Consider the following 24,747-nt stretch of genomic DNA (forward strand, 5'->3'; position numbering starts at 1 on the left):
GCCTCAGCCCAGTCTCTCGAACTGCATGCCGGCCCACACGAGCCAACCCAGGCTGTACACCGTCGCGGTCAGCCCGAGCACGAGCGCCCAGCGCCCCATTCCCCGGCTCTCGACCGGCCGCCGCAGCGACATGATCGACGCGATGATCGCGACCACCCCCACCGGTAGACCCCAGCCGACGAAGAACGAGGCGCCGAGCGCGACGATCGCCGCGAGCAGAGCCCACGGGGCGAGCCGGGCGTCATCGACGACCATCTCGGTCTCGGCGGGCGCCCACGCCGTGCGGCCGGTGGGGTCGTCCGCATCCGGGCCGCTCGCGACCACGGGCTCGATGCCCACGGGGCCCGTCGGCAGCCGCGTGTATCCGTCGCGACGCGCGCCGGGCAGATGGGCTGAACCCGCCGGACTCTCCACCTCCCCGCTCGGACGCTCGATGCGCGGCCGAGGCGTGGGGTTCGGTTCCGTGGAGTCACTCATACGACGATGCCCTCCGCGACCTGGATCTCCGTCACCGGAAGCGTCGAATCGGCCCCGAAGGCGAGCGTGGAGGGCTGCTTGCCCGAGGCGATCAGCTCCGCGGCGAGCGCCGCGATCATGGCGCCGTTGTCGGTGCACAGGGAGAGCGGCGGGATGCGTACCGTCACACCGGCCGCGGCTGCGCGCTCGAGGGCGACGTCGCGCAGGCGGCGATTGGCGATCACTCCCCCGCCGAGCAGCAGTCGGGGAACGCCGAGGTCGGCGCAGGCGGCGAGCGCCTTCGTCACGAGCACATCGACGACCGCCTCGCGGAAGCTCGCCGCGACGTCGGCCACCGGCACCTCGACGCCATCGGCCTCGCACTTCTCGACCCAGCGCGCGACCGCCGTCTTCAGCCCCGAGAACGAGAAGTCGTAACGATGCTTCGCCAGGTCGGAGGCGCGGGACAACCCGCGCGGGAAGCGGATCGCGTTCGGGTCTCCGTTCGCGGCAGCCCGATCGATCTCGGGTCCACCGGGGTACGGCAGCGAGAGCAGCCGAGCGACCTTGTCGAACGCCTCTCCTGCCGCGTCGTCCATCGTCTCCCCGAGGAGTTCGACGTCGGTCGTGAGGTCGCGCACGTGCAGGAGCGAGGTGTGCCCGCCCGACACGAGAAGCGCGATCGTCGGGTACTCGAGAGGTTCGGAATCGGCCGTGAGGATGTCGGCGGCGATGTGTCCGACGAGATGGTTGACGGCGTACAGCGGCTTGTCGAGCGAGACCGCGAGGCCCTTGGCGGCACCGACACCGACCATGAGCGCGCCGGCGAGACCGGGCCCGCTCGTGACGGCGACCGCGTCGAGATCGGCGAGGCCCACACCCGCCTCGGCCAGCGCCGCTTCGATCGACGGCTGCAGCGCCTCGAGGTGCGCGCGGGCGGCGACCTCCGGCACGACGCCCCCGTACCGGGCGTGCTCGTCCATGCTCGAGGCGATCGTGTTCGACAGCAGGGTGCGTCCGCGCACGATCCCGATGCCCGTCTCGTCGCAGCTCGTCTCGATCCCCAGCACCAGCGGTTCGCTCATGCGCGCACCTCGTTCGCCGTGTCGGAGCCGTTCCCGGACTGCCTGCGCAGCACGAGCCGCATCACGATCGCATCCACATCATCCGGCTGATAGTAGCGGGGGCGGCGGCCGATCTCCTCGAAACCCTCTGAGAGGTACAGCCCCTCCGCGGACGGGTTGTCGGCGCGCACCTCCAGGAAGACCTCGCGCGCCCTGCGCTCGCGCGCGGCGTCGAGCAGCGCGCGCAGCAGGGCCCGCCCCCGCCCCGAGCCGCGATGGTCGGCGTCGAAGGCGATGGTCTGGATGTCGGCATCCGCACTACCGCGCAGTGCGCGCACACCGCCGTAGCCGATGACCGAGCCCTCTTCGTCGTCGACGAGGTAGCGCGCGTGCTCGCTGACGAGTTCGGCGGCCATCGCCTCGGCGCTCCACGCGTCGGTCGGGAACGACCGCCGTTCGATCCCCATGATCGCGTCGAGGTCGGCGGCCGTTGCAGGGCGCAGGGTCACAGCCCCACCCGCTTCGGCGCGGCCGGCTGTTTCACGTCGGGCTGGCGGAGATAGAGCGGCTCGGAACCTGCGAGATCGCGACCGGCCGCGTGGGCCCGGGCGCCGACGCGAGCGAGATCGACGGCCGACAGCGCGGCGACGTCGATCCGGCGGATGCCGTCGAGGTGCGTGTCCGCATCGACGGCCGGCACGAGCACGGTGTCGGCGAGCACTCGCGGAAGTCCGTCGGCGTCGACGCCGTCGAAGACCGTGATGGCGACCTCGCGTCGTCGCGCGTCGGTGACGATCGCGAACGGTCCGGTGACGGCATCCGTCTCGATCGCCGTGAGCGCTGCGGCATGATGGCTGGGCACGGGGATCACGGGGATGCCGCGACCGAGCGCGAAAGCCCGCGCGGCCGCTATCCCGATGCGGAGTCCGGTGAAAGGACCGGGGCCCATGCCCGCGACGACCTGCGAGACGTCGTCGCCGCTCGATGCGGCCAGCGTCTCGACGAGCAGGTCGCCGATCACCTCGGCGTGCCCGAGCGGGTCGCTCGTGCCCGCGTCGGCGCGGCGCGCGCCATCGGGATCGATCAGCGCGACGGCGCTGCCCAGGGAGGTGTCGACGGCGAGAATCACCTCTCCAGGGTAGTCGCCGTCGACGGGTGACCGTCGGTCGGGTCGTGGCGCCAGGAGCGACGAGACTCAGGCTTCGACGCGCCTCATGGTGAAGAAGCGCGGCGCGTCGGCATCGAGCTCGGCCGGATCGATCTCGCCGCCGTCACCGCCGACGGGACGCTCGAGCTCGATGTCCCACCAGGCATCGGCGAGGTCCTCCGCCATGCCGCGACCCCACTCGACCACGACGACCGAACGCGCGAGGTCGAGGTCGAGGTCGTCGAGCTCCGCCCCGGACCCGAGGCGGTAGGCATCGACGTGCACCAGCGGCGCCCGGCCGACCAGTGACGGATGCGTGCGCGCGATCACGAAGGTCGGGCTCTGCACCGGCCCCCGCACCCCGAGACCCTCGGCCAGGCCGCGCGTGAAAGTCGTCTTGCCGGCGCCGAGGGGCCCGGTGAGGATCAGGAGATCGCCGGCTTCGAGGTGCTCGCCGATCAGGAAACCCAGGCGCTCCATGTCGTCGGAGGAGGCGACCTCACGGCGCCCGAGGAAGGCCGGATCGACGCTCATGTGGTCCTCCGAGGAACCCGCGCCCCGATGCGGGTGACGATCTCGTAGTTGATCGTGTCGGCGGCGTCGGCCCAGTCGGCGGCCGAGGGCACACCCAGGGTGGGGTCGCCGAACAGCACGACCTCGTCGCCGATCGAGACCGGGGTGTCTCCCACATCGACGACGAACTGATCCATGGCGATGCGTCCGACATTGGTGAAGCGCTGCCCGCCGATCGAGACCGGCAACCGGCCGGAGGCGTGGCGGGGCACCCCGTCTGCGTACCCGAGGGGCACCAGTGCCAGGGTCGTGTCGCGATCGGTGCGATGGTCGTAGCCGTACGAGACGCCGGTGCCGGCGGGCACCCGGCGCACCGCGGCGACGGCTCCGCGGAGCGTCATCGCCGGACGCAGGCCCAACTCAGCGGAGGCGCGGTCGTCGAACGGCGAGAGCCCGTAGATGCCGACGCCGATGCGCACCGCGTCGAGCCGCATCTCGGGCCGGTCGATCGCGGCAGCTGTGGCGGCGATGTGCCGGATCTCGGGATGGATGCCGAAAGATGCCGCGACCGCGACTCCCTCCTCGAACCTCGCGAGCGCTGCGCGATCGTCGTCGAGCGACGTGTTCGAGAGATGGCTGAAGAGTCCCACCACGCGCAGACGTCCGATGCGTTCGTGCCGGGCGGCCTCGGCGAGCACCCGCGCCCAGTCGGCCGGGGCGATGCCGTTGCGGGACAGCCCGGTCTCGAGCTTCAGGTGCACGGTGACGGGGCGGTCGACGCTCGCCACCGCCGCCGCGGCCTCGAGCTGATCGAACGAGGAGATTCCGAGCTCGATGTCCTCGGCTGCGGCACGATCGAAACGCTCGCCGGGCGCGTGCAGCCACGCGAGGATCGGGGCGGTGATCCCCTGCCGACGCAGATCGAGCGCCTCGGGGATCTCGGCGACACCGAGCCTCGTCGCGCCCCCGGCCAGCGCGGCCACGGCCGCAGCCGCAGCTCCGTGGCCGTAGGCGTTGGCCTTCACGACCGCGATGATCTCGACTCCGGTCAGGCGGCGGAAGTGGCGGACGTTGTCGGCGATCGCATCGATGTCGACGGATGCCTCGCGGAACGGAACGGTCACAGCTGGCCTCCCTCGGCCACGACGAATGCGGTCGCGAGACCCGCATCATGACTCATCGTGAGGTGCAGGGTCACGATCCCGCGCTCGACGATCACGTCGGCCGTCGAACCCGACAGCACGAAATACGGCCGCCCCGACTCCTCCGAAGCGATCTCGATCTCGGTCCAGTGCACGCCGTCCGAGCCGCCGAGCGCCTTGATCAGTGCCTCTTTCGCGGCATACCGTGCGGCGAGCGACGCAAGTCGGAGGCTCCGCTCCGCGGGCGCGAAGAGACGCTCCAGGAGTCGAGGGGTGCGCTCGAGGGTCCGCTCGAATCGCGGGATGTCGACGAGGTCGATGCCGGTCCCGATGATCACCCATCCAGCCTACTCGCGGCGCACGGTCGGACCCGTGCACCGCGAGCGCGGCTCATTCGACGGTGACGGACTTCGCGAGGTTGCGCGGCTGGTCGACGTCGAGCCCCTTCGCCGTGGCAAGCGCCATCGCGAAGATCTGCAGGGGGACGACCGCGAGCAGCGGTTCGAACATCGCGCCGGCGAGCGGGATGCGGATGACCTCGTCGGCGAAGGGGAGAACGGCGGCATCGCCCTCCTCGGCGATCACGATGACCCGGGCTCCGCGGGCGCGGATCTCCTGGATGTTCGAGACGACCTTCGAGTGCACGAGCGCCGAGTGCCGGGGCGACGGTACGAGCACGAACACCGGCTGCCCGGGCTCGATGAGCGCGATCGGGCCGTGCTTGAGCTCGCCGGCGGCGAAGCCCTCGGCGTGGATGTACGAGATCTCCTTGAGCTTGAGCGCACCTTCGAGCGCGATCGGGTACCCCACGTGGCGGCCGAGGAAGAGCACCGAGCGGGTGTCGGCCATCCAACCGGCGAGCTGGGAGACGTGCTCGTTCTCGTCGGCGAGCACCCGAGCGATCTTGTCGGGCAGGGCGCTGAGCTCATCGACGTCGGTCGACGCATCGGCGACCGAGCCGCGCACGCGCCCCATGTGCAGACCGAGCAGGAGGAGAGCGGTGATCTGCGCCGAGAACGCCTTGGTCGAGGCGACCGCGACCTCGGGGCCGGCGTGCGTGTAGACGACGGCATCCGATTCGCGCGGGATCGTCGCGCCCTGCGTGTTGCAGATCGACAGCGTGCGTGCGCCGCGCTCGCGGGCGTACTTGACCGCCATCAGCGTGTCCATCGTCTCGCCCGACTGGCTGATGGAGACGACGAGGGTGTCGGCGCCGATCACGGGGTCGCGGTAGCGGAACTCGTGCGCGAGCTCGACGTCGACGGCGACGCGGGCCCACTGCTCGATCGCGTACTTGCCGACGAGCGCGGCGTACGAGGCGGTGCCGCACGCGGTGATGATGACGCGGTTGATGCCGAGGAAGAGATCGTCGAGTCCATCGAGCTCGGGGATCACGACCTGGCCGTCGTGGATGCGTCCGCGAATCGTGTTGGCGACGGCCTCGGGCTGCTCGGAGACCTCCTTGGCCATGAAGCTCGCCCATCCGCCCTTCTCAGCGGCGGCGGCATCCCACGAGACCTCGAACGGCTCGGGCTCGACCGCGGTGCCGGCGAAGTCGACGACGGTGACGGCGTCGGGCGTGATCGACACGATCTGGTCCTGACCGATCGCGAGCGCCCGGCGGGTGTGCTCGACGAAAGCGGCCACGTCGGAACCGAGGAAGTTCTCGCCCTCGCCGAGGCCGATCACGAGCGGGGAATTGCGGCGGGCTCCCACGACCAGGCCCGGGTGGTCCCGATGCACGGCCAGCAGGGTGAACGCGCCCTCGAGGCGGTTGACGACGCTGCGGAACGCGAGCTGCAGGTCGCCGCCGTTCTGCGCGTACTCGCGTCCGAGCAGGGCCGCGGCGACCTCGGTGTCGGTCTCGCTGCGGAACGCGACGCCGGCGGCCACCAGCTCATCGCGGAGCGAGGCGAAGTTCTCGATGATGCCGTTGTGGATCAGCGCGAGCTTGTCATCGTCGGCGAGATGCGGGTGCGCATTGACGTCGGTCGGGCCGCCGTGCGTGGCCCAGCGGGTGTGCCCGATGCCGGTCGTGCCGTCGGGCAGCGGGGCGTCGGCGAGCGAGTCGCGCAGAGCGCTGAGCTTGCCGGCCTTCTTGCGCATGCCGAGCGCTCCGTCACCGTCGATGACCGCGACACCCGCGGAGTCGTATCCGCGGTACTCGAGGCGGGCGAGACCGGCGAGAAGGATGTCCTGGCTGGGGCGCGGGCCCACGTATCCGACGATTCCACACATGCCGTCAAGAATAGGCGCGTTTTTTTGCGAGCCGTCCGAACAATCGACCCCGCCGCCGTGGGTCAGAGCTTGCGCAGCAGCACGCTCTCGACCGAGTGATCCGCGCCCTTGTTCAGCACCAGGCGTGCGCGATGCTTGGTGGGCATCACGTTCTCGATGAGGTTGGGCATGTTGATCTCGTTCCAGTACCCGAGCGCCGTCGTGATCGCCTCCTCATCGGTGAGGTGCGCGAAGACGTTGAAGTACGACGACGGATTGCTGAAGGCCCCCTCGCGGAGCGCGAGGAAGCGCTCGACGTACCAGTTCGCGATGTGGTCGGTGTCGGCGTCCACGAAGATCGAGAAGTCGAAGAGGTCGCTGACCGCGACGTCGTTCGGTGCCGCCGGCGGCTGGAGCACGTTCAGACCCTCGACGATGACGACGTCGGGTCGGCGCACGACGACGTGCGCGTCGGGAACGATGTCGTAGCGCATGTGCGAGTAGAAGGGCGCGCGCACCTCGGCCGCCCCGCTCTTGACCTCGGTGAGGAACTCGATGAGCGCGCGCCGGTCGTACGACTCCGGGAAGCCCTTGCGCTCCATCAGCCCGCGGCGCTCGAGCTCGGCGTTCGGGTAGAGGAAGCCGTCGGTCGTCACGAGCTCGACGCGCGGCGTGCCGGGCCACCGGCTCATCAGCTCGCGCAGGAGCCGGGCGATCGTCGACTTCCCGACCGCGACCGAGCCGGCCACGCCCACGACGAACGGGGTCGTCGAGTCCTCCTCCTGGAGGAACGAGCTGGTCGCCGCGCCGAGGCGCTTGGTCGACGTCGCATACAGGCTGAGCAGACGGCTCAGCGGCAGATAGACCTCGCGGACCTCGTCGAGGCTCAGGCGATCGCCGATGCCGCGGATCTCGACGACCTCGGTCTCGCTCAACGGCTGATCGAGGTCGGCCGCCAGCCGCGCCCATTCCGCCCGCCCGATCTCTCGGTACGGCGAGAGCGGCTGGGTGGGGTCGACGGTGGTCACCCCACCATCGTATCGGGGCGGCGGTAGTCTCTACGCGTGCGCCTCGGAGTCCTCGACATCGGTTCCAACACCGTCCACATGCTCGCCGCAGACGTGCGGCCGGGCGGGCGTCCGCTCGCGACGACGAGCGATCGCTCGGTGCTGCGCCTGATGCGATATCTGCTGCCCGACGGTGCGATCTCCGAAGAGGGAGTCCAGGCACTCGAGCGAGCGGTCGCGCAGGCTCGCCGGGTCGCCGAGGAGGAGCGCGTCGACGCCCTGCTCGCGACCGCGACGAGCGCGGTGCGCGACGCCGCGAACGGCGCGGAGGTGATCGCACGGATCGAAGCCGCCCTCGGGCAGCCGCTGCAGGTGCTCGACGGTGAGACCGAGGCCGAGCTGACCTTCCTCGCGGTGCGGCGCTGGTTCGGGTGGTCGGCGGGTCAGATCCTGCTCCTCGACATCGGCGGCGGTTCACTCGAGATCGCCGCCGGCGGCGAGGAGCTCCCGGATGCCGCGGCATCCGTTCCGCTGGGCGCGGGGCGCATGACCGTGCAGTTCCTGCCGAACGATCCCCCCGGCGAAGACGACGTCGAGCGTCTGCGCGCACACGCCCGCGACACCCTCGATCGGGTGCTGCCCCGCTTCGCGGACCTCCCGCGTCCCGACCACGTGGTCGGATCGTCGAAGGCCATCCGCTCGCTGGCACGTCTCGTCGGCTATCCCGCGCCCGGGTGGTCGGGATCCGAGCGGATGCTGCTCCCCCGCGCGTCGCTGGGATCCTGGATCCCTCGCCTCGCTCGCCTGCCCGCGTCGGCCCGGCAGGAGCTGCCGGGCATCACACCGGATCGTACCTTCCAGATCGTCGCCGCCGCGATCTCGCTGCACACGGCGATGACCGTTCTGAAGGTCGACGAGCTCGAGGTCTCACCGTGGGCGCTCCGCGAGGGTGTGCTCCTGCGCTACATCGAGCAGCTGGGTCAGTCCCCGACCTGAGCTCGCGTCGGCCGCGGGGGCATGAGCGGATGCTCAGGACGGGGACTGCGCTCGTCGAGGAGCGCGGCGTTCAGAGCGCGAGGCGCTCGCGCACGATATCGGCGAGGCGATCGGCGTACGCCTGAGCGGACTCCGCGTCGGCGGCCTCGACCATGACGCGCACGAGCGGCTCGGTGCCGGACTTGCGCAGCAGCACGCGCCCGGTGTCGCCGAGCTCGGTCGCGACCGCGCGGACGGCGGCCTGCACGATCTCGTCGTCGTCGACACGGTCCTTATCGACCCCGCGCACGTTGATGAGCACCTGCGGGTACACGGTCATCACGGCCGCGAGCTCGGCGATCGTCTTGCCCTGACGCGCCATCTCGGCCACGAGGTGCAGACCGGTGAGGAGACCGTCACCGGTGGTGGCGAACTCGCTCATGATCACGTGACCGGACTGCTCGCCACCGAGCGCGAAGCCCCCGGCGTTCATGTCTTCGAGCACGTAGCGATCGCCCACCGCGGTCTGACGCACCGTGATGCCGTGCTCGCGCATGGCGACGTGAAGGCCGAGGTTGCTCATCACGGTGGCGACGAGAGTGTCGTCGGTGAGACGACCGCGCTCTTTCATCGACACCGCGAGGATCGCCATGATCTGGTCACCGTCGATGACGTTGCCCGCGGCGTCGACGGCGAGGCAGCGGTCGGCGTCTCCGTCGTGCGCGATGCCGATATCGGCACCGAGGCGCACGACCGCCTCCGCGAGGTTGTCGAGGTGCGTCGAGCCGACGCCGTCGTTGATGTTGAGACCGTCGGGTTCGGCGCCGATGACGATGACATCGGCTCCCGCGTCGCGGAAGGTCTCGGGTGAGACGCCGGAGGCGGCGCCGTGGGCGCAGTCGAGCACGACCTTGATGCCCTCGAGCCGATTCGGCAGCGACCCCAGGAGGTGCACGACGTACCGGTCCTCGGCGTCCGAGAATCGGTCGATCCGACCGACGCCCTCGCCGGTGGGGCGCAGCATCTCGCCGGACATGGCGGCCTCGATGCGCTGCTCGACGACGTCGGGCAGCTTGACGCCGCCGCGCGCGAAGATCTTGATCCCGTTGTCGGGCGCCGCGTTGTGCGACGCCGAGATCATGACGCCGAAGTCGGCGTCACGGTCGGCGACGAGGAACGCCAGCGCGGGCGTCGGGATGACACCCGCCTCGAGCACGTCGACGCCCGAGGAGGCGAGACCCGCGGCGACCGCCGCGGTCAGGAAGTGTCCCGAGACCCGGGGGTCGCGGGCCACGACTGCGGTCAGACGCTTGCCTTCGGCTTTGCGTGCCTCCGCAGTACGGCCCTGGCCCAGGACGACAGCAGTCGCCTGGGCCAGGGTGAGCGCGAGGTCGGCGGTGAGGATGCCATTGGCAAGCCCCCGCACACCGTCCGTGCCAAAGATCGGCATCGGAAGCAGTGGACCTTAACGCTTCGAGTACTGAGGCGCCTTGCGGGCCTTCTTGAGTCCAGCCTTCTTGCGCTCCTTGACGCGAGCGTCGCGCGAGAGGAAGCCGGCCTTCTTCAGGGTCGGGCGGTTGTTCTCCTCGTCGATGCCGTTGAGGGCACGGGCGATGCCGAGACGCAGCGCACCGGCCTGGCCCGAGGGGCCACCGCCGGAGATGCGCGCGATGACGTCGTAGCCGCCGGCGAGGTTGAGGACCGTGAACGGGTCGTTGATGAGCTGCTGGTGCAGCTTGTTCGGGAAGTAGTCCTCGATCGAACGGCCGTTGACCGTGATCGTGCCCGAGCCGGGGATCAGACGCACGCGGGCGATGGCCTGCTTACGACGACCGACTGCGGCGCCCGGAACGCTGAGCACGGGGCGGGGAGCCGCCTCGACTGCATCGGTCTCGGGGGTAGAGGTCGAGAAGCTCTGGGGGGTTTCGGTGGTGTCCTGGATGTCAGCCACGAGTATGTCCTTAAGTCTGTACGGCGCTTACTGGGCGACCTGGTCGAGGGTGTACGGCTGGGGCTGCTGCGCGGCGTGCGGGTGCTCTGCACCGACGTACACCTTGAGCTTGGACAGCTGCTGGCGGCCGAGGCTGTTCTTCGGGAGCATGCCACGGATGGCCTTCTCCACGGCGCGGACCGGGTTCTTCTCGAGGAGCTCGGCGTAGGTGACCGACTTGAGGCCGCCCGGGTAACCCGAGTGACGGTAGGCCAGCTTCTTCTGGAGCTTCTGACCCGTGAGCGCGACCTTCTCCGCGTTCACGATGATGACGAAGTCACCGGAGTCGATGTGGTTGGCGAAGGTGGGCTTGTGCTTGCCACGCAGGAGCGTTGCCGCGTGCGAGGCGAGACGGCCGAGAACGACGTCGGTGGCGTCGATGACGACCCAGTCACGCTGGACCTCGCCGGCCTTCGGGGTGTAAGTGCGCGTCACGATAGTGCTGCTTTCTTGTGTCGAACGGAGAAGTTCGTGAATCCCACTCCGGGGTGGTTCTTCCCGAGAGGGAGGAACACGCCAGTGGAGGGCTCACGTTCGGATGATGCACCCTGTCGACGAGCGGCACGGGCACCAAAGAGACAGCATACGCTACCGAGCGCCGTCCCTCAAACCGGTCTCACCCGAGGTCGGAACGCTCCCCCGGCGTCAGCACGCGCAGCCGGTGCCCCTGATCGGCGTGCTCGAAGATCCCGATCAGACGATCGAGGGTCTCCGAGAAGTGGAGCCAGCCCTCGGCGTGCACCGGCACGATGACGGCATCCGCCAGCACGCCCGCAGCCTCGAGCGCCGTGCGCGCGTTCAGGGTGAGGTCGGTGTCGCCGAAAGCGCCGACGTTCGCGGCGCCGGTGAAGAGCACGGCGATGTCGATCGCCGGGAACCGCTCGCCGATGCGACGCACGAGGTCGACCGAGGCGTTGTCTCCCGAAACGTAGACGGTGGGCTCGCCGGGCGCCTCGAGCACGAACCCCGTGACGAATCCGACCACTGCCTCCGCCCCGTCGGGTCCGTGCAGCGCGGGCACCGCCGTCACGGTGACGTCGCCGATCCGGTGCTCCTGCCACGGCACGAGCCCCACGACCTGCGGGATCCGCGTCGCCGACTCCGCCGTGCCCATCACCAGCGGCACCTCGGGCAGCAGGGCACGACCCGCGTTGTCGAGGTTGTCGGCGTGCTCGTCGTGCGACAGCAGCACCACGTCGATCGGGCCGAGTGCGGAGGGGCGCACGGCCGGACCCACCAGCTTGCGCAGGCGTGATCCGCCCTCGTACACACCGGGTTCGTCGAACGTCGGATCGGTCAGGAAGCCGTAGCCGCCGTAGGTGAAGTACAGCGTCGGTCCGCCGACCAGGACTGCGGGAATCGTCGTCATGTCACGAGTCTGCGGCATCCGTACCCCGGGGTCAGTCCGGACGCACCGAGACGAGGATCGGACGATGATCGCTGGTGCCCTGCGGCAGCGTCGTGATCCGCTCGATCTCGAAGCCCGTCGACGTGGCGAAGTCGTAGTGACCGCGGAACACCCGGTAGCGCGTGTAGGTGTGGTCGTCGCTGAGGGTGAGCGCGTAACCGTGGTCGCGCACGGCCTGCCCGAGATTCTCCTTGAACACCGGATAGTTGTAGTCGCCGACCATGAGCTGCGGAAGGCCCTCGCCCAGCGCGGCCAACGAGGTCAGCGCCGCGCGGATCTGATGGCGGCGCAGCGAGTTGAGGGCCGTGAGCGGAGCGGCATGGAACGAGCCCACGATGATCTCGCGCCCCTCGTCGATGTCGACCAGCCGCGCGGCGAGGATGCGTTCGTGAGCGGGCTTGAGCATGCGGTCGTGGAGTGACTTCTTGAGCCCGATCGCCCGGATCTCGCGCAGCCGGAAGGTGCTCGCCCGGTAGTAGAGCGCCAGGCCGAGCCGGTTCCCCTGGGTCGCGTCGGCGAGCACGAGGCCGCCGATGCTCTCGGGCAGGTGCTGGACGTCGCATTCCTGCAGGCACAGGATGTCGGGGTCGTGCTCGCCGACGAGAGCCACGAGCTCACTGGCGGCCCGGTGCTTGCGGAGGTTGTACGAGATGACCTTCATGATCCTTGCCACGCTACCCCCGGCCGCTATGGGTCGGCCCAGGGTTGTCCCTGCGACGCGGGTCTGTTAAGAGACTCGGGCCCGCCTCGGGCCCGTCGGGGGTCGCCGCACCCGCGGATGGGGAGACCTCCCCATCGACGGTGCCGAACGGGCGTTGTTAGGTTGAGAGCACCGCCGATCATCACTCGACTCGACCGAAGGAGCACCGTGGACGTACTGCTCGACCGCGACCGCCTGCGCGACGCCCGCGACACGCTGAAGACCGCGAAGGACGACTTCGAGAACGCCGGCTCGATCAACGACACTCTCGAGCAGGCCATCGGCACACCCCAGGGCCAGTCGAAGCTGCGCGACCGGGTGGGATGGTTCGAGTCGAACTGGTCGGGCAACCGCGACGAGCTCACCGAGTCGGTCGAGAACGTCTACAAGCGGCTCGACGGCATCATCGAAGGTTGGGACGAGTGGGAGGCCGAGGCCTCCGCGCAGATCGAGGGTCAGGAGGACGGCTCGTGAGCAGCTCCCCCTTCACCGGCAACGAACTGCGTCAGTTCGATGGCACGCCCGAGACGATCGCGTCGACCGCCGAGCAGTACAAGACGCTCGGTGCCGCGATGAAGCGCACGGCCGACACGCTGCGCGACATCGCCGCGTCGCAGATCAGCCAGGGCACCGAGAAGCTCAGGGAGGACGCCGAGAACATCGAGTCCGACCTGCGTCAGGCCGGTGTGCGCTACGAGGGCACGGGCACGGCTCTCGCTCCGTACGCCACCGCCCTCGAGACGGCTCGCCTCTGGTACACGACCAATCACGCGGCCCTCGAGGCCGCGGAGACGTCGTACAGCACGGCCGTCGCGGATCAGCAGGAGGCCATGTGGTCGCCGACCACCGATGCCGAACAGCACTCCGAGGACCTGCGCGACGCGGCGAACGCCGTGGACTCGGCATCCGAGGCGCGGGAAGACCTGTGGCGGGCGTACGACAGCGCGTTCTCCGCGTGGCAGGAGGCCTTCGACACCGCGGCCGACGGCGTCGCCGACGCGATGGACGCCGCCGACAACGACGATGGGTTCTGGGGCGCGATCGCCACCGCGCTCGAGTACATCGGGTACGCCATCATCGCGATCGCCGTTGTCGCCCTGTTCGTCGTGTCCAGCCCCTGGTCGACCATCCTTCTCGCCGCAACGCTGGCGCTCTCGGCGATCCATCTCGCGGGCACGATCTACATGTATGCGAACGGCAAGGCGTCGCTCTCCGATGTGCTGTGGAGCACGTTTGGCCTCGTCACAGCGGGTGTCGGCGGGCTCGCCGCCCGATCGATCCGCCTCGCCACGGCCGCGAACGGCGGGCAATCTCTGTTGAACGCCTCGCAGTCCGCGTCGCGGCTCCCGGTGTTCGCGAGCGGCGTGCGCACGTCGTCGATGCCGGGTCTGGGCGGATTCGTGAACCCGTTCTCGACACTGGCCCGTGGTTCGCAATGGGCGTCCCTGAATCGGTGGGGCAATGCGCTCGCCGATTGGACCGCTCGCTCGGGTCCGAGGAGCGCGACGATCGCGGACGCGTGGGCGGATGCCGTGGTCAGCGCCGTGCCGAGGATCGGCGGCGCGGGCGTGACCTCGGTCGGCAGCTGGGTCGCGGGCGTCGCCGGCGGCGTCTACAGTAGCCCGACGAACCCGTTCTACTACTCGTTCGGGCGCCCGTAGACTGACAACATGCCGTTCTCGACGATGCCCGTCTTCGGGCTCAACCGTGGCGGTCTGCCCCGCCGTTTGGGCGTTCTCCGGCTCGTCGCGATCGTCGCGACGATCGCGACCTTGGCGCAGTGGTTCGTACCCGTCGGCGCACGGTTCATCTTCAACGGCGGGCGCATCTACTACTCCAACGAGCCTTCGCGTCTCTCCGAATCATTACTCCCCTGGCCGGTACTGAGCGTTCCCCCGTGGCTCACGATCACGACCGGCCTGATCGCTATCGGGTGCGCCTCCGCGTACCTTCTGCTCGGCGGTCTGGAGATCGCCGACGATATCGCCTACATGACGCTCGTTCCGCTCCTGGCGGGGTACGTCACGATCTTCATCGCCGCGTTCGAGAAGGACCCCACCGGGGTGATCTGGACGCCCGGCGCTGACGGTTACCCGATCGGCTGGCACTGGATCGTCGCCCCCTTCACCATCGTGCTGATCGCATCGGGCATCATCGCCTCCGTGCGCATGAGGCGGCTGCGAGCCGAACGACGCCGGAGAAGAGCGGAACGTCATGTCGCTCAGGGATGAGCTGCTGGGTCGCGTCGCTCCGACCCCGCGCGGCTACACGTTGCTCGTGCCGCCCGACTGGGGGCGCTTCGTCGCCGACGACTCGGGCCGCGACGAACTCGTGAGTCTGTTGCGCGCTCGGTTCCTCGAGGTGCATCGCCCCGAGCTGTTCGGGCAGGCGCGAGCCGCCGTGCACCAGCAGTGGGAGAGCCTGCGCCAGCGCGGAGCGATCGAGATCTACATGCCCGTTGTGCCGCCCGTCGAGGGCGGCACGCCGATGAGCATCGTCACCGTGCCCTGGATCGCTCAGGGCCCCTTCGCCGAGGACGTGCAACGGCGCGCGAACGGCGCTGCTGTCGAGACGCTGGATGCCGGTGACGACTCGTCGGTGTACCGGTGGGAGACCGAACGCGAGGGGCGCGGCGCGACCGAGGGAGTGTTCGCCCGGGAGATCTGCTACGTCCGCCCCTTCCCCGGAGAGACACCGCAGCGCGGCATCCTCGTCATGGCGTCGGTCGTGCACCCCGGGATCGCCGAGGCGGGTCCCGCGCTCGACGGCTTCACCGCCCTCGCCGATGCGGTCGCCTCGACCCTGGTCTGGCGGTTCGAATGAGCGACGGGCTTCCCGAGGGGTGGCTGTCGACCCCGTTCGGGGTCGACCCGGCCGAGGCTCCCGAACTCGCCGCGTCGCTGACGCGCATCGCCGCTGATTCCCTTCCCGGATTCATCGACGGTGACGACGCGCGCGCCGCGATGGCCGCGACGATCGTCCGCGCGCCGATCGCGGCGGGCACGGTCGGCCGCGTGTGGCATGTGCTCGGAGGCGAGGCGACGGGAGCGATCGTCGATCTCAGCGTGATCGAGGGCGACGGCCCCGTTCCCGATTCCCCCTTCGCCCACACCGTGACCCAGCGCACCGTCGTCTTCCCCGAAGGACGGGCCGCGCTCTCCCTCGTCGCCCCCCGCGAGCACGTCCCCGTCGCGATGTTGCTGCGTGCGCAGCGACAGGACGGCGGCCGCACGCTCGTCGCGGACGCGATCGATGCCGCCCCCGTTCTCGGTCTCGTCCTCGACGACGTGATCGCGCTCGTCGGGGGTACGCCCCCGGCCTCCGAGGGCCTTCCGTCCGGCGACTGAGCCGCCGGACGCCGTCACTCGCTGTCGCGCCGTGCGCGCGTCTGCTCGGCGCGGGCGGCGAGCAGATCGTCGGCCGGATAGCCGACCTCGGTGAGGATCAGCCCCCGGGCGGCCAGCACCTTGAACTCGCTCGTGCGGGTGAGCGCATCGCGCAGCACCACGAGGTCGCTGACGTCCAGTCGCCCCTCCCCCACCGCCACGCAGGCACCGACGAGGGCGCGCACCATGCTGTGGCAGAACGCGTCGGCCTTGACGTCGGCGACCAGCACGCCCTCGGAGTCGCGGGTCCACCGGTAGTCGAGAAGCGTACGGATGGTCGTGGCCTCGTCGCGCGGCTTGCAGTAGGCGGCGAAGTCGTGCAGACCGATGAGGGTCTGCGCCGCGGCATCCATCGCGGACGCGTCGAGTCGGCCCCGCACGCTTGTGGTGTCGAGGCGGCGCAGCGGATCGAACCCCGCGACCTCGTCGGCGAGCCGGTAGCGGTAGCGCCGCCAGACGGCGGAGAACCGCGCATCGAAGCCCTCGGGCGCGATCGAGGTGCGGCGCACCGCCACGTCGGAGTATGCGCCGAGAACTCCGCGCATGCGTCCGGCGATCGAGGCGGCCGGGTCGACGGCGGCACGGCCGTGGCGGGACTCGATGCGCGCCCACTGCGCGTCGTCGAGGTCGACGTGCGCGACCTGGCCCGAAGCGTGCACCCCGGCATCCGTGCGCCCGGCGACGACCAGGCGCACGTCGGATCCGACGATCCGCGCCAGCGCCTCTTCGAGCGTCCCCTGCACCGTGCGCAGCGTCGGCTGCCGGGCCCACCCGCGGAAGTGGGTTCCGTCATAGGCGATGTCGAGCCGGATGCGCACGTCGACAAGCCTAGGACACCGATGACGACGGCCCCGGAGCATCCGCCGATGCCGGGGCCGTCGCGATCCGGGAAAGGTCAGATGCCGCCGTCGATCGAGCGGATGGTCGTCGCCGGCTCATCGGGCACCATCACCTGGGTGTCGCGATTCAGGCTCTCTCCGCGGAAGAACCGCTTCGACCGGGGGAACAGGTACCAGACGAACATCAGCACGAGACCGAAGGCGAGCGATCCGATGCCGATCACGAAGGTGCCGCCGATGCCGAACAGCACGGTGTAGCCGTAGTCGACGTCCCACATGTCGATCGCCGACTGCACGAACGCTCCCGTGAGCATCAGTCCGCCCAGCAGCGGGAAGAGCCCCTTGAAGAAGAACTCTCGGGGAGAGCGGAAGATGTCGCGGCGGAAGTACCAGACGCAGGCGAAGCCGGTGATCGCGTAGTAGAACGCGATCGCGAGGCCGAGCGACAGGATCGAGTCCTGCAGGATGTTGTCGCTGATGAGCGTCATGCCGATGTAGTAGACCGAGGCGACGACGCCCATGACGATCGTCGAGAACGACGGCGTCTTGTAGGTCGGGTGCACGTCTTTGAACTTCGCGGGGAGCGCACGGTAGACGCCCATCGCGAGGGTGCCGCGCGCGGTCGGGAGGATCGTGGTCTGCGTCGACGAGATCGCCGAGATGATCACCGAGACCACGAGCACCCACCCGAACGGCCCGAGCAGGCCGTCCTTGATCGCGAGGAAGAAGTCGTCGGCGTTGGCCTCGTTGCCGAGGCCCGTACCCGTCTCGCCGAGGCCCGCGTACATCATGGCCGCGATCGTGACCGCGACGTAGGTGAAGAGCAGGATGACGGTGGTGAGCAGCGCAGCGCGGCCCGGGATGCGCTTCGGGTCCTTGGTCTCCTCGTTCAGCGCGAGGCAGGTATCCCAGCCCCAGTAGATGAAGAGGGCGAGCAGGATGGCCTCGGTGAAGCCCGACCAGTCGGTGAAGGCGAACGGGTTCAGCCATTCCATGTCGAAGGGCGTCGGGTTCGGCGCCGTTCCGGCGAAGAACTGCCACAGAGCGGTGACGATGAAGATTCCGAGGGCGAGGTACTGGACGCCGAGGAGGATGTTCTGGATACGCTCGCCGATCTCGACACCGCGCCAGCTCACCCACGTCATCGCCGCGATGAAGACGACGGCCACCACGACCACGCGCCAATCGTTGTTCGCGAGGTCCTGCCCGATCAACGACCAGAAGTAGACCGAGGCGATCTGCGCGAGGTTCGCGAGCACGACCATGCCCGCGACGGCAACGCCCCAGCCCCCCATCCAGCCCACCCACGGGCCGAACGCCTTGGTGCCCCAGGTGAACGTCGTGCCGCAGTCGGGCACGGCGTTGTTGAGCTCACGGTAGGCGAAGGCGATGAGGAGCATCGGCACGAACGCGATGATGAAGGCGATGGGCGCCTGCGCGCCGACCGCGAGCACCACGAAACCGAGGGTCGCGACGAGCGAGTACACGGGCGCCGTGGAGGCGAGACCGATGACCGTCGATCCCCAGAGCCCGAGTGTGCCTGCCGCCAACCCCTTGCCGTCGGGCCGTTCAAGGTGGATGGGCGTCGTTGCTGCCATGGTCAGACAGTAGGGCCATTGCGGTTATCGCGTCAATGACTTTCTCCGAACGACTGATTCCATCTGCGAATGGGTGCACACGCGACGAAATCCGCAGTTCAGTTTCTTCCGAGCATCCCGTCGGCATGGTCGGCGATCCAGGCCATCAGCGGCAGCATCCGCTCCATGAGGTCGCGCCCGCGCGGGGTCAGGCTGTATTCGACGTGCGGGGGAACCGTCGGGAACGACTCGCGGTGCACGAGGCCGTCGTCGGCGAGGGTGCGCAGCGTGGAGGCGAGCATCTTCTCGCTGATGCCGTCGACCTCGCGGCGCAGCTCTCCCCAGCGCAATGTCCCGTCAGAGAGCGAGGAGAGCACGAGGACGCCCCACTTGCTCATCACATGGTCGAGGATCACGCGGGTGCTGCACCCCTGCTCGAAGACGAGCGGAGTGCTCTCCCGGATCTGCGCATAACTCACCGCCATGTAGGTACCTTACTTAAAGGTGGGTACCCGCAGGTAGGAAGGTTTTGACTCAGCCCTGGGTTGTCGCAGGTGTCACTCCACGAAAGGACCCTCATGACCATTCTCGTCACCGGTGCCACCGGACAGCTCGGCCGCCTCGTCATCGACAGCCTCCTCGAGCGCGGCGCCGAACCGTCTTCGATCGTCGCGGGCGTGCGCGACCTCGCCAAGGCGTCCGACATCGCCGCGCGGGGCGTGCGCACCGCGGTCGTCGACTACGACCGGGCCGACACGATCGCGGCAGCCCTCGAGGGCGTCGACTCGGTTCTCCTGATCTCGGGCTCCGAGGTCGGCCGCCGTACCGCGCAGCACCAGGCCGTCATCGACGCGGCGAAGGCGGCCGGAGTCGGCAAGCTCGTCTACACGAGCGCGCCGAAGGCCCCGACGAGCGACCTCGTGCTCGCCCCCGAACACAAGGCGACCGAAGAGCTCATCTCCGCGTCCGGCATCCCCGCCGTGATCCTGCGGAACAACTGGTACACCGAGAACTACGCCGGTGACATCGCGCAGGCCCGAGAGAGCGGCGTCGTGGCGGCCAGCGTCGGTGATGGCCGCGTGGCCTCGGCGAGCCGCAAGGACTTCGCGGAAGCCGCGGCGGTGGTGCTGCTCGAAGACGGTCACCTCGGTCAGGCGTACGAGCTCGGCGGCGACGTCGCGTGGACCTATGACGAGCTCGCCGCCGCGATCGCCGAGGTCATCGGCAGCCCCGTCGAGTACCGCGCCCTGACCACCGAGGAGCACGCCGCCGCGCTGGAGTCGGCAGGACTCGACGCGGGCACCGTGGGCTTCGTCACGGCGCTCGACGCCGGCATCCGCGACGGCGCGTTGGCCGACACCGACGGCACGCTCGCACGCCTGATCGGCCGCCCGACCACACCGCTCGTGGAGGGCCTCCGCCCGCTGGCGTGACCTCCCCGGCGTCTGCATCGGAAGAGCCCGGTCTCCCCTGTGGATTCCGGGCTTTTCCGCGCCCGCACGCGGGCGACCACTAGTCTCACGAATATGAGCATCGATGCACAGGCCGCCCTCGACGCGATCACCGCCGAGGAGCGGGAGTTGGACTTCGGCCGCTTCACCGCGACGGATGCCTGGGACGTGGGCGCCTGGCTGCGCGCACGTGCCGTCGCCGACGCGTTGCCGATCGTCGTGTCCGTCGTCCTGGGCGGCCAACGCGCCTTCCACATGGCGGCGCCGGGCACGAGCGCCCTCAACGACGCGTGGCTGGAGCGGAAGTTCCGTGTCGTCGAGCACTTCGGTCGTTCTTCTCTGGGCGTGCACTACGACTTCCTCTCCCGCGGCGAGGACTTCGTACGCTCGTCCCGCCTCGACCCCGCGCTGTATGCGGCGGCGGGCGGCGGGTTCCCGATCCGGATCGGCGGCACGCTCGCCGGCGCGATCGGTGTGAGCGGCCTCGAGATGCACGCCGATCACGCGCTGGTCGTGGAGGCACTGCGCGCGCACCTCTCGCGCTGAGACGAACGCGCGCCGCGTCAACCCCCTGTGCCCGGGGCGCGCGACGCGCGATGGTGTTCGCATGGCGAAGAACGTACGCACCCTCCGATGCACCCCGGCCGATGTCTTCGACGTGCTCGAGGACGGATGGCTGTACCCGGCCTGGGTCGTCGGCGCCTCGCGGATGCGCGAGGTCGATGAGAACTGGCCCGCCCAGGGATCGGAATTGCATCACTCGGTCGGCGTCTGGCCCGCTCTCCTCGACGACACGACCGTGGTCGAGGAGTGGTCGCCCCCGAACCGCATGGTCCTCCGCGCGAAGGGCTGGCCGATCGGAGAGGCTCGGGTGACCCTGAGGGTGCGCGCGTGGGACGGTGGCGCCATGGTGCGCATCGACGAGGAGCCGGTGAAAGGGCCCGCGACACTTCTTCCGAGCCTGATCACCACGCCGCTCCTCCGCTTCCGCAATGCGGAGACCCTGCACCGGCTGGCGTACCTCGCTGAAGGACGCGCGCGCTGACCGGCAACCGGCAGCCCGACACACTGCATCCGCCTCACTGATCGGAGAAGCACATGACCTCCCCCCTCCTGACGTCCCCCGCTACGCTCCCCTCCCCGCGCGGACCGCTCGGCGATGCGGTGCGGAAGCGCCTCACCGGCGAAGCGGATGCCGTGACCGTGCGGAGTGCGCAGGCCGCGGTGGCCGCGGCATCCGATCTCCTGCACGACGACGACGTGCAGTTGGCGCTCTTCCTGCTCTACGCCTCCGCGTACGGTTCGCTCCCCGGACTGGATCCTCGTCTGGAGTGGGATCCGGAGCTGATCGCGGTTCGCGGCGTGCTGGAGACGGCGTTCGAGCAGCGTCTGCGCGAGATCGTTCCGGTTCCGGAGATCCCCGCCCCCACCGTCGATGCCGTCGGGCGGGCGCTGTTCACGCTCGCCGCCGACGACGACGGACCCAGCCTCTCGCGCTACCTCGCCCGCAAGGCGACCCCTGAACAGGCACGCGAGTTCTTCCTGCAGCGTTCCGTATACACGCTCCGAGAAGCCGATCCCCACTCGTGGGCGATCCCGCGGCTCACCGGCCGGGCGAAGGCGGCCCTCGTCGAGATCCAGTCCGACGAGTACGGCGGCGGGCGACCCGACCGTGTGCACGCGGAGATCTTCGCCGCCGCCATGCGCGGCGCCGATCTCGACGACACCTACGGCGCCTACGTCGACGATGTGCCGGCGATCACCCTCGCGTCGCACAACATGATGTCGATGTTCGGACTGAACCGTCGACTGGTCGGTGCGATCGTCGGTCATCTAGCGGCGTTCGAGATGACGTCGTCGATCCCGAACAAGCTCTATGCCGACGGCCTGCGTCGTCTCGGCTATGGCAAGGACGTCACGGACTACTTCGACGAGCACGTCGAGGCGGATGCCGTGCACGAGCAGATCGCGGCACGCGATCTCGCGGGCGGACTCGCCGAGGACCGACCGGACCTGCTGCCCGACATCATGTTCGGGGCCGCCGCCTGCCTCGCGGTCGACGGCTGGGTGGGAGCCCACATGCTCGATGCGTGGGCACAGGGAGAGTCGTCGCTCCGAGAGCGGGTCGACGCATGAGCGCCCGGCCCGAGCATCCGACGATCACCGCGTACCCCGACGGGCCGCTCCTGGTGCGGGGAGACATCGGCCTGGTCGACGCCGAGGGTGCGCCGATCGAGCGCCACCGGCGCACGATCGCCCTCTGCCGCTGCGGACTGTCGGCCATCAAGCCCTTCTGCGACGGCACGCATAAACCCGCGGGCTTCCGCACCGAGGATTGATGCGTCGCCCGCCCCTGCGCTCCGCGTTGCGTGCAGCGACGCGGCCCGCTCGACTGCTCCTCGTCGCGAAGACCGCCCTGGCCGTCGGCATCGCGTGGTTCATCGCCCGGTACATGCCGGGTGTCACCGACGAGTACCCGTACTACGCGCCTCTCGGCGCGCTGGTGAGCATGTACCCGACGCTGATGGGGTCGGTGAAGTCCGGCCTCCAGACCATCCTCGGTCTCGCAGCGGGCATCGGGCTGGCGTCGATCATCGTGCTGACCGTGGGACCGACGTGGTGGTCGATCCCGATCGTCGTCGGCCTCGGGGTCCTCCTCTCGGGCACGGGGTGGTTCGGCGCGGGCCGGGAGTACGTGCCGATGGCCGCCCTCTTCGTGCTGATCATCGGCGGGCAGAACGCCGATGACTACTCGCTGGGCTACCTCACGCAGATGTCGGTGGGCGTGGTGGTGGGGCTCGTCGTGAATCTCATCATCGCGCCGGCACCGCTCACGGCCGAGGCGACCGCGGACCTCGAGCGGTTCCGTGAGAAGTTGGCGGCGCATCTGCACGACGTCGGAGACGCCGTCTCGGATTCGTGGCCGCCCGAGAAGGAGCACTGGGCAGAGGACGCCGCCTCGCTCTCGGATACCGCGAGCGAGTTGCGCCTGGCACTCGTCGAGGCCGACGAGAGCCGACGCGGCAACCCCCGGGCGTGGGGGCAGCGCGCGGCGACGGATGAGGCCCACGCGCAGCTGGAGGCGCTGGAGCGGATCGCGCAGCACATCCGCGATGTCTCCGACACGATCGCCGACACCATCTGGGGCCGACCGGGAGCGATCGACCTCGATCCCGCGCTTCCCGCGCCGTTGACCGCCGCCTGCCATGCGGTCGCCGAGGTGATCGCCCTGCAGGATGCCTCGACGCCCGAAGCTCATCGCATTCGAGGAGAGGCGACGCGCACCGTGCGTCTTCTCCTCGAGACGGTCGATGATCGCACGATCGAGTTGCGTCAGTCGATCGGCCCCGGTGTGCTCGCGGCGATGCATCTGCGGCGGATCCTGATTCTCAGCCGGCCCCCCGCCGATTCACCGTCGGCCGAGGTGCGATAGGAAACAGAAAACCCCGGTCCGAGGACCGGGGTGAATTCCTGTAGCAGGAGCGGGGCTTGAACCCGCGACCTCACGATTATGAGTTGGATGCGGTTGGGTAGTGGGTGCTCGTTGGTCGCCTTTCGCCGCGCGATTCCGGGGAAGTCGGCATGGTTGGTCGCGGTAATCGTGATCACCCGAGCGGAATCCCGATCTTCAGCTTGCGCCGCGCTAGAACGTCCAGCGCCGTCGTGAGCTGGAGGACAAGAGCATCCACCGTGTACTGAAGGGTCTGCATGTCGTTGGTGATCTGCATGTTGAGCATCCCGTCCTCACGATCGGCGAGTTCCGTTCGTGCCATGAAGCGAACGGTGCGAAGCATCGATGGATGACTCAGGCCGCTAATCATCCGCCAGACCATCTCCCCGTACCCGCCGGGCAGGCCGGTCGCGACCGTGGCCTCACGAGTAATCTCGGCGAAGCCGATGGCATACCGTCCCAACGTGGGATCGGCCACGCCTGTTCGCGCCGCCACTGCCCGAATCTGGTCCACGTACTTCCGCTTCCACGCCTTCTGCCCCTTGCGCTGCCGATCCACGAGATGCAACAACTCTTCGGGAGCCAGGCGCTCCGAAGCCCCCGCGAACGAGGCCTCCTCGCTGACCTCGCGCCAGAGGTTTCGCAGATGGCGTTCGATCCTCTGTCGGGGATCATCCGGATGCAAGATCCAAAGCGCGGTCGAGGCGGCCTCAAGTCCTGAGCGCGCCACCGGGAAGTGCGCGACATAGGGGATAGTGAGCTCTCCCTCGGGCGGAATCAGAACGCTGAGCGCCCGCAGGCAGTCGACTGCATGGTGCAGATTGTGGACGACGTGCGAACTGACCCGGGTCCAATGCGTAACAGCGTCGTCGAAGGCCAGCTCGCTTCGCGGACCTGCGTTCCCGCGTGCGATTCGATTCCACCGTTCAGCAATCTGCGGCACCAGCGCCAACCTATCCCGGATGTGCTGCACCGCGGCAAGTTCACTAGGATCCTCGATCGGAATCGCGCGGCTCCCGTAGTATCCGTCAGTCACAAGACGAGTCTGCGGGCGACCACCGACATCGAGCCCTGAACGCCGCAACCGGCACAAAACCGGCACAAGCCTGATTCGGCGCAATGCTCGAAGGTGAACGCATACGACAAAACCCCCGATTTCCCGGGGGTCTTGATCTGTAGCAGGAGCGGGGCTTGAACCCGCGACCTCACGATTATGAGTCGTGCGCTCTGACCAGCTGAGCTACCCTGCCGCGACGCATCCGCGTTCTGCAGAGACGAATGCTGCGAGCCCCGAGTCAGGATTGAACTGACGACCCCTTCCTTACCATGGAAGTGCTCTGCCACTGAGCTATCGGGGCGTGCTGCCCCTCGCGGGGCAACCACACGAGAATACCATCACTGTGGCGTCCTCATGAAATCGAGCC

30 protein-coding genes and 2 tRNA genes are annotated in these 24,747 nt (G+C 69.2%); 12 read left to right on the plus strand and 20 right to left on the minus strand.

Annotated elements, in window-relative coordinates:
- Positions 1-3: 3 nt before the first annotated feature.
- From ACIPVN_RS06060 to coaA, 9 genes are all read right to left on the minus strand, one after another.
- A complete protein-coding gene (locus ACIPVN_RS06060) occupies positions 4-477 on the minus strand; it encodes a hypothetical protein (RefSeq protein WP_400440792.1) in 474 nt (157 codons plus the stop codon).
- Positions 474-1,541, minus strand: coding sequence for a tRNA (adenosine(37)-N6)-threonylcarbamoyltransferase complex transferase subunit TsaD (gene tsaD, locus ACIPVN_RS06065; protein ID WP_400440795.1), 1,068 nt, complete (start codon positions 1,539-1,541; stop codon positions 474-476). The genes ACIPVN_RS06060 and tsaD overlap by 4 nt, the downstream gene beginning before the upstream one ends.
- Entirely contained in the window at positions 1,538-2,029 is a 492-nt protein-coding gene (gene rimI, locus ACIPVN_RS06070) for a ribosomal protein S18-alanine N-acetyltransferase (protein WP_400440798.1), read from the minus strand. Before rimI ends, tsaD begins: the two co-directional genes overlap by 4 nt.
- On the minus strand, positions 2,026-2,649 hold the full coding sequence (gene tsaB / locus ACIPVN_RS06075; RefSeq protein WP_400440800.1) for a tRNA (adenosine(37)-N6)-threonylcarbamoyltransferase complex dimerization subunit type 1 TsaB: 624 nt from the start codon (positions 2,647-2,649) through the stop codon (positions 2,026-2,028). The genes rimI and tsaB overlap by 4 nt, the downstream gene beginning before the upstream one ends.
- Before the next feature lie 66 nt (positions 2,650-2,715).
- Entirely contained in the window at positions 2,716-3,201 is a 486-nt protein-coding gene (tsaE, locus tag ACIPVN_RS06080; protein ID WP_400440803.1) for a tRNA (adenosine(37)-N6)-threonylcarbamoyltransferase complex ATPase subunit type 1 TsaE, read from the minus strand.
- Positions 3,198-4,304 (minus strand): alanine racemase, encoded by a 1,107-nt coding sequence (gene alr, locus ACIPVN_RS06085; protein ID WP_400440806.1) that lies wholly within the window; start codon positions 4,302-4,304, stop codon positions 3,198-3,200. Before alr ends, tsaE begins: the two co-directional genes overlap by 4 nt.
- Positions 4,301-4,660, minus strand: a complete 360-nt coding sequence (locus ACIPVN_RS06090) for a holo-ACP synthase (RefSeq protein ID WP_400440809.1) — start codon at positions 4,658-4,660, stop codon at positions 4,301-4,303. Before ACIPVN_RS06090 ends, alr begins: the two co-directional genes overlap by 4 nt.
- A 52-nt stretch (positions 4,661-4,712) precedes the next feature.
- Complete coding sequence (glmS, locus tag ACIPVN_RS06095) at positions 4,713-6,560, minus strand: glutamine--fructose-6-phosphate transaminase (isomerizing) (protein WP_400440812.1); 1,848 nt, start codon at positions 6,558-6,560, stop codon at positions 4,713-4,715.
- Between the two features lie 62 nt (positions 6,561-6,622).
- Positions 6,623-7,567: a type I pantothenate kinase gene (coaA, locus tag ACIPVN_RS06100; protein ID WP_400440814.1), complete on the minus strand. Its 945-nt coding sequence runs from the start codon at positions 7,565-7,567 to the stop codon at positions 6,623-6,625.
- A 36-nt stretch (positions 7,568-7,603) separates the two neighbouring features.
- On the opposite strand from coaA, the gene ACIPVN_RS06105 reads away from it, so the two are divergent.
- Positions 7,604-8,542 carry a Ppx/GppA phosphatase family protein gene (locus tag ACIPVN_RS06105; protein WP_400440817.1) on the plus strand — a complete coding sequence of 313 codons (939 nt, stop codon included), beginning with the start codon at positions 7,604-7,606 and terminating at the stop codon, positions 8,540-8,542.
- Positions 8,543-8,612: 70 nt separating this feature from the next.
- Here ACIPVN_RS06105 and glmM read toward each other — a convergent pair whose 3' ends face one another.
- From glmM to ACIPVN_RS06130, 5 genes are all read right to left on the minus strand, one after another.
- Positions 8,613-9,971, minus strand: a complete 1,359-nt coding sequence (gene glmM / locus ACIPVN_RS06110) for a phosphoglucosamine mutase (RefSeq protein WP_400440820.1) — start codon at positions 9,969-9,971, stop codon at positions 8,613-8,615.
- Between the two features lie 15 nt (positions 9,972-9,986).
- Complete coding sequence (gene rpsI, locus ACIPVN_RS06115) at positions 9,987-10,472, minus strand: 30S ribosomal protein S9 (protein WP_247623194.1); 486 nt, start codon at positions 10,470-10,472, stop codon at positions 9,987-9,989.
- Between the two features lie 27 nt (positions 10,473-10,499).
- Positions 10,500-10,946 (minus strand): 50S ribosomal protein L13, encoded by a 447-nt coding sequence (gene rplM / locus ACIPVN_RS06120; protein WP_102194388.1) that lies wholly within the window; start codon positions 10,944-10,946, stop codon positions 10,500-10,502.
- A gap of 181 nt (positions 10,947-11,127) precedes the next feature.
- Complete coding sequence (locus ACIPVN_RS06125; protein WP_400440823.1) at positions 11,128-11,880, minus strand: MBL fold metallo-hydrolase; 753 nt, start codon at positions 11,878-11,880, stop codon at positions 11,128-11,130.
- Between the two features lie 31 nt (positions 11,881-11,911).
- On the minus strand, positions 11,912-12,580 hold the full coding sequence (locus ACIPVN_RS06130) for an endonuclease/exonuclease/phosphatase family protein (protein WP_400440826.1): 669 nt from the start codon (positions 12,578-12,580) through the stop codon (positions 11,912-11,914).
- 207 nt (positions 12,581-12,787) lie between these two features.
- Between ACIPVN_RS06130 and ACIPVN_RS06135 the strand changes: the two genes are divergently transcribed.
- From ACIPVN_RS06135 to ACIPVN_RS06155, 5 genes are read left to right on the plus strand one after another with little or no spacing between them, the layout of a single operon-like run.
- Positions 12,788-13,093: a hypothetical protein gene (locus tag ACIPVN_RS06135; protein WP_400440829.1), complete on the plus strand. Its 306-nt coding sequence runs from the start codon at positions 12,788-12,790 to the stop codon at positions 13,091-13,093.
- Entirely contained in the window at positions 13,090-14,280 is a 1,191-nt protein-coding gene (locus ACIPVN_RS06140; RefSeq protein WP_400440832.1) for a hypothetical protein, read from the plus strand. The genes ACIPVN_RS06135 and ACIPVN_RS06140 overlap by 4 nt, the downstream gene beginning before the upstream one ends.
- Positions 14,281-14,289: 9 nt before the next feature.
- Entirely contained in the window at positions 14,290-14,850 is a 561-nt protein-coding gene (locus ACIPVN_RS06145; protein ID WP_400440835.1) for a hypothetical protein, read from the plus strand.
- On the plus strand, positions 14,834-15,442 hold the full coding sequence (locus ACIPVN_RS06150) for a hypothetical protein (RefSeq protein ID WP_400440838.1): 609 nt from the start codon (positions 14,834-14,836) through the stop codon (positions 15,440-15,442). The genes ACIPVN_RS06145 and ACIPVN_RS06150 overlap by 17 nt, the downstream gene beginning before the upstream one ends.
- Positions 15,439-15,966, plus strand: coding sequence for a hypothetical protein (locus ACIPVN_RS06155; RefSeq protein WP_400440840.1), 528 nt, complete (start codon positions 15,439-15,441; stop codon positions 15,964-15,966). Before ACIPVN_RS06150 ends, ACIPVN_RS06155 begins: the two co-directional genes overlap by 4 nt.
- Before the next feature lie 14 nt (positions 15,967-15,980).
- Here ACIPVN_RS06155 and truA read toward each other — a convergent pair whose 3' ends face one another.
- From truA to ACIPVN_RS06170, 3 genes are all read right to left on the minus strand, one after another.
- On the minus strand, positions 15,981-16,823 hold the full coding sequence (gene truA, locus ACIPVN_RS06160) for a tRNA pseudouridine(38-40) synthase TruA (RefSeq protein WP_400440843.1): 843 nt from the start codon (positions 16,821-16,823) through the stop codon (positions 15,981-15,983).
- 77 nt (positions 16,824-16,900) lie between these two features.
- Entirely contained in the window at positions 16,901-18,442 is a 1,542-nt protein-coding gene (locus ACIPVN_RS06165) for an APC family permease (RefSeq protein ID WP_400440845.1), read from the minus strand.
- 98 nt (positions 18,443-18,540) lie between these two features.
- The gene (locus ACIPVN_RS06170; RefSeq protein ID WP_400440848.1) at positions 18,541-18,906 is read right to left on the minus strand and encodes a winged helix-turn-helix transcriptional regulator; all 366 of its coding nucleotides are present in this window, start codon (positions 18,904-18,906) and stop codon (positions 18,541-18,543) included.
- 93 nt (positions 18,907-18,999) lie between these two features.
- Here ACIPVN_RS06170 and ACIPVN_RS06175 point away from each other — a divergent pair, with 93 nt between their 5' ends.
- The 6 genes from ACIPVN_RS06175 (at position 19,000) to ACIPVN_RS06200 (ending at position 23,305) form a co-directional block, all read left to right on the plus strand.
- Positions 19,000-19,854 carry an SDR family oxidoreductase gene (locus ACIPVN_RS06175; RefSeq protein ID WP_400440851.1) on the plus strand — a complete coding sequence of 285 codons (855 nt, stop codon included), beginning with the start codon at positions 19,000-19,002 and terminating at the stop codon, positions 19,852-19,854.
- Between the two features lie 93 nt (positions 19,855-19,947).
- Positions 19,948-20,418 carry a heme-degrading domain-containing protein gene (locus ACIPVN_RS06180; protein WP_400440854.1) on the plus strand — a complete coding sequence of 157 codons (471 nt, stop codon included), beginning with the start codon at positions 19,948-19,950 and terminating at the stop codon, positions 20,416-20,418.
- 61 nt (positions 20,419-20,479) lie between these two features.
- Positions 20,480-20,917: an SRPBCC family protein gene (locus ACIPVN_RS06185; protein ID WP_400440857.1), complete on the plus strand. Its 438-nt coding sequence runs from the start codon at positions 20,480-20,482 to the stop codon at positions 20,915-20,917.
- 53 nt (positions 20,918-20,970) lie between these two features.
- Positions 20,971-22,008: an iron-containing redox enzyme family protein gene (locus ACIPVN_RS06190; RefSeq protein ID WP_400440860.1), complete on the plus strand. Its 1,038-nt coding sequence runs from the start codon at positions 20,971-20,973 to the stop codon at positions 22,006-22,008.
- Positions 22,005-22,211, plus strand: coding sequence for a CDGSH iron-sulfur domain-containing protein (locus ACIPVN_RS06195; protein ID WP_400440863.1), 207 nt, complete (start codon positions 22,005-22,007; stop codon positions 22,209-22,211). The genes ACIPVN_RS06190 and ACIPVN_RS06195 overlap by 4 nt, the downstream gene beginning before the upstream one ends.
- Positions 22,211-23,305, plus strand: a complete 1,095-nt coding sequence (locus ACIPVN_RS06200) for an aromatic acid exporter family protein (RefSeq protein WP_400440866.1) — start codon at positions 22,211-22,213, stop codon at positions 23,303-23,305. The genes ACIPVN_RS06195 and ACIPVN_RS06200 overlap by 1 nt, the downstream gene beginning before the upstream one ends.
- 172 nt (positions 23,306-23,477) lie before the next feature.
- On the opposite strand, the gene ACIPVN_RS06205 is transcribed toward ACIPVN_RS06200, so the two are convergent.
- The 3 genes from ACIPVN_RS06205 to ACIPVN_RS06215 all read right to left on the minus strand — a co-directional run bounded on the left by ACIPVN_RS06205 (position 23,478) and on the right by ACIPVN_RS06215 (position 24,681).
- Positions 23,478-24,359 carry a hypothetical protein gene (locus ACIPVN_RS06205; RefSeq protein WP_400440869.1) on the minus strand — a complete coding sequence of 294 codons (882 nt, stop codon included), beginning with the start codon at positions 24,357-24,359 and terminating at the stop codon, positions 23,478-23,480.
- A gap of 140 nt (positions 24,360-24,499) precedes the next feature.
- Positions 24,500-24,573: transfer RNA gene (locus ACIPVN_RS06210), tRNA-Met, on the minus strand.
- Positions 24,574-24,609: 36 nt separating this feature from the next.
- Positions 24,610-24,681 (minus strand) — tRNA-Thr (locus ACIPVN_RS06215).
- Positions 24,682-24,747: the final 66 nt, after the last annotated feature.

It is taken from the genome of Microbacterium sp. NPDC090003 (assembly GCF_044748385.1).
GTDB lineage: Bacteria > Actinomycetota > Actinomycetes > Actinomycetales > Microbacteriaceae > Microbacterium.

Excerpts from the sequence above, each read along its gene's own strand:
- ACIPVN_RS06155 (WP_400440840.1), top strand. The coding sequence starts at position 15,439 with ATGAGCGACGGGCTTCCCGAGGGGTGGCTGTCGACCCCGTTCGGGGTC.
- tsaE (WP_400440803.1), bottom strand. The coding sequence starts at position 3,201 with ATGAGCGTCGATCCGGCCTTCCTCGGGCGCCGTGAGGTCGCCTCCTCC.
- ACIPVN_RS06130 (WP_400440826.1), bottom strand. The coding sequence starts at position 12,580 with ATGAAGGTCATCTCGTACAACCTCCGCAAGCACCGGGCCGCCAGTGAG.
- ACIPVN_RS06170 (WP_400440848.1), bottom strand. The coding sequence starts at position 18,906 with ATGGCGGTGAGTTATGCGCAGATCCGGGAGAGCACTCCGCTCGTCTTC.
- ACIPVN_RS06125 (WP_400440823.1), bottom strand. The coding sequence starts at position 11,880 with ATGACGACGATTCCCGCAGTCCTGGTCGGCGGACCGACGCTGTACTTC.
- ACIPVN_RS06185 (WP_400440857.1), top strand. The coding sequence starts at position 20,480 with ATGGCGAAGAACGTACGCACCCTCCGATGCACCCCGGCCGATGTCTTC.
- ACIPVN_RS06150 (WP_400440838.1), top strand. The coding sequence starts at position 14,834 with ATGTCGCTCAGGGATGAGCTGCTGGGTCGCGTCGCTCCGACCCCGCGC.
- ACIPVN_RS06190 (WP_400440860.1), top strand. The coding sequence starts at position 20,971 with ATGACCTCCCCCCTCCTGACGTCCCCCGCTACGCTCCCCTCCCCGCGC.
- ACIPVN_RS06175 (WP_400440851.1), top strand. The coding sequence starts at position 19,000 with ATGACCATTCTCGTCACCGGTGCCACCGGACAGCTCGGCCGCCTCGTC.
- ACIPVN_RS06165 (WP_400440845.1), bottom strand. The coding sequence starts at position 18,442 with ATGGCAGCAACGACGCCCATCCACCTTGAACGGCCCGACGGCAAGGGG.
- ACIPVN_RS06180 (WP_400440854.1), top strand. The coding sequence starts at position 19,948 with ATGAGCATCGATGCACAGGCCGCCCTCGACGCGATCACCGCCGAGGAG.
- glmM (WP_400440820.1), bottom strand. The coding sequence starts at position 9,971 with ATGCCGATCTTTGGCACGGACGGTGTGCGGGGGCTTGCCAATGGCATC.
- ACIPVN_RS06145 (WP_400440835.1), top strand. The coding sequence starts at position 14,290 with ATGCCGTTCTCGACGATGCCCGTCTTCGGGCTCAACCGTGGCGGTCTG.
- ACIPVN_RS06195 (WP_400440863.1), top strand. The coding sequence starts at position 22,005 with ATGAGCGCCCGGCCCGAGCATCCGACGATCACCGCGTACCCCGACGGG.
- glmS (WP_400440812.1), bottom strand. The coding sequence starts at position 6,560 with ATGTGTGGAATCGTCGGATACGTGGGCCCGCGCCCCAGCCAGGACATC.
- ACIPVN_RS06200 (WP_400440866.1), top strand. The coding sequence starts at position 22,211 with ATGCGTCGCCCGCCCCTGCGCTCCGCGTTGCGTGCAGCGACGCGGCCC.
- tsaD (WP_400440795.1), bottom strand. The coding sequence starts at position 1,541 with ATGAGCGAACCGCTGGTGCTGGGGATCGAGACGAGCTGCGACGAGACG.
- ACIPVN_RS06060 (WP_400440792.1), bottom strand. The coding sequence starts at position 477 with ATGAGTGACTCCACGGAACCGAACCCCACGCCTCGGCCGCGCATCGAG.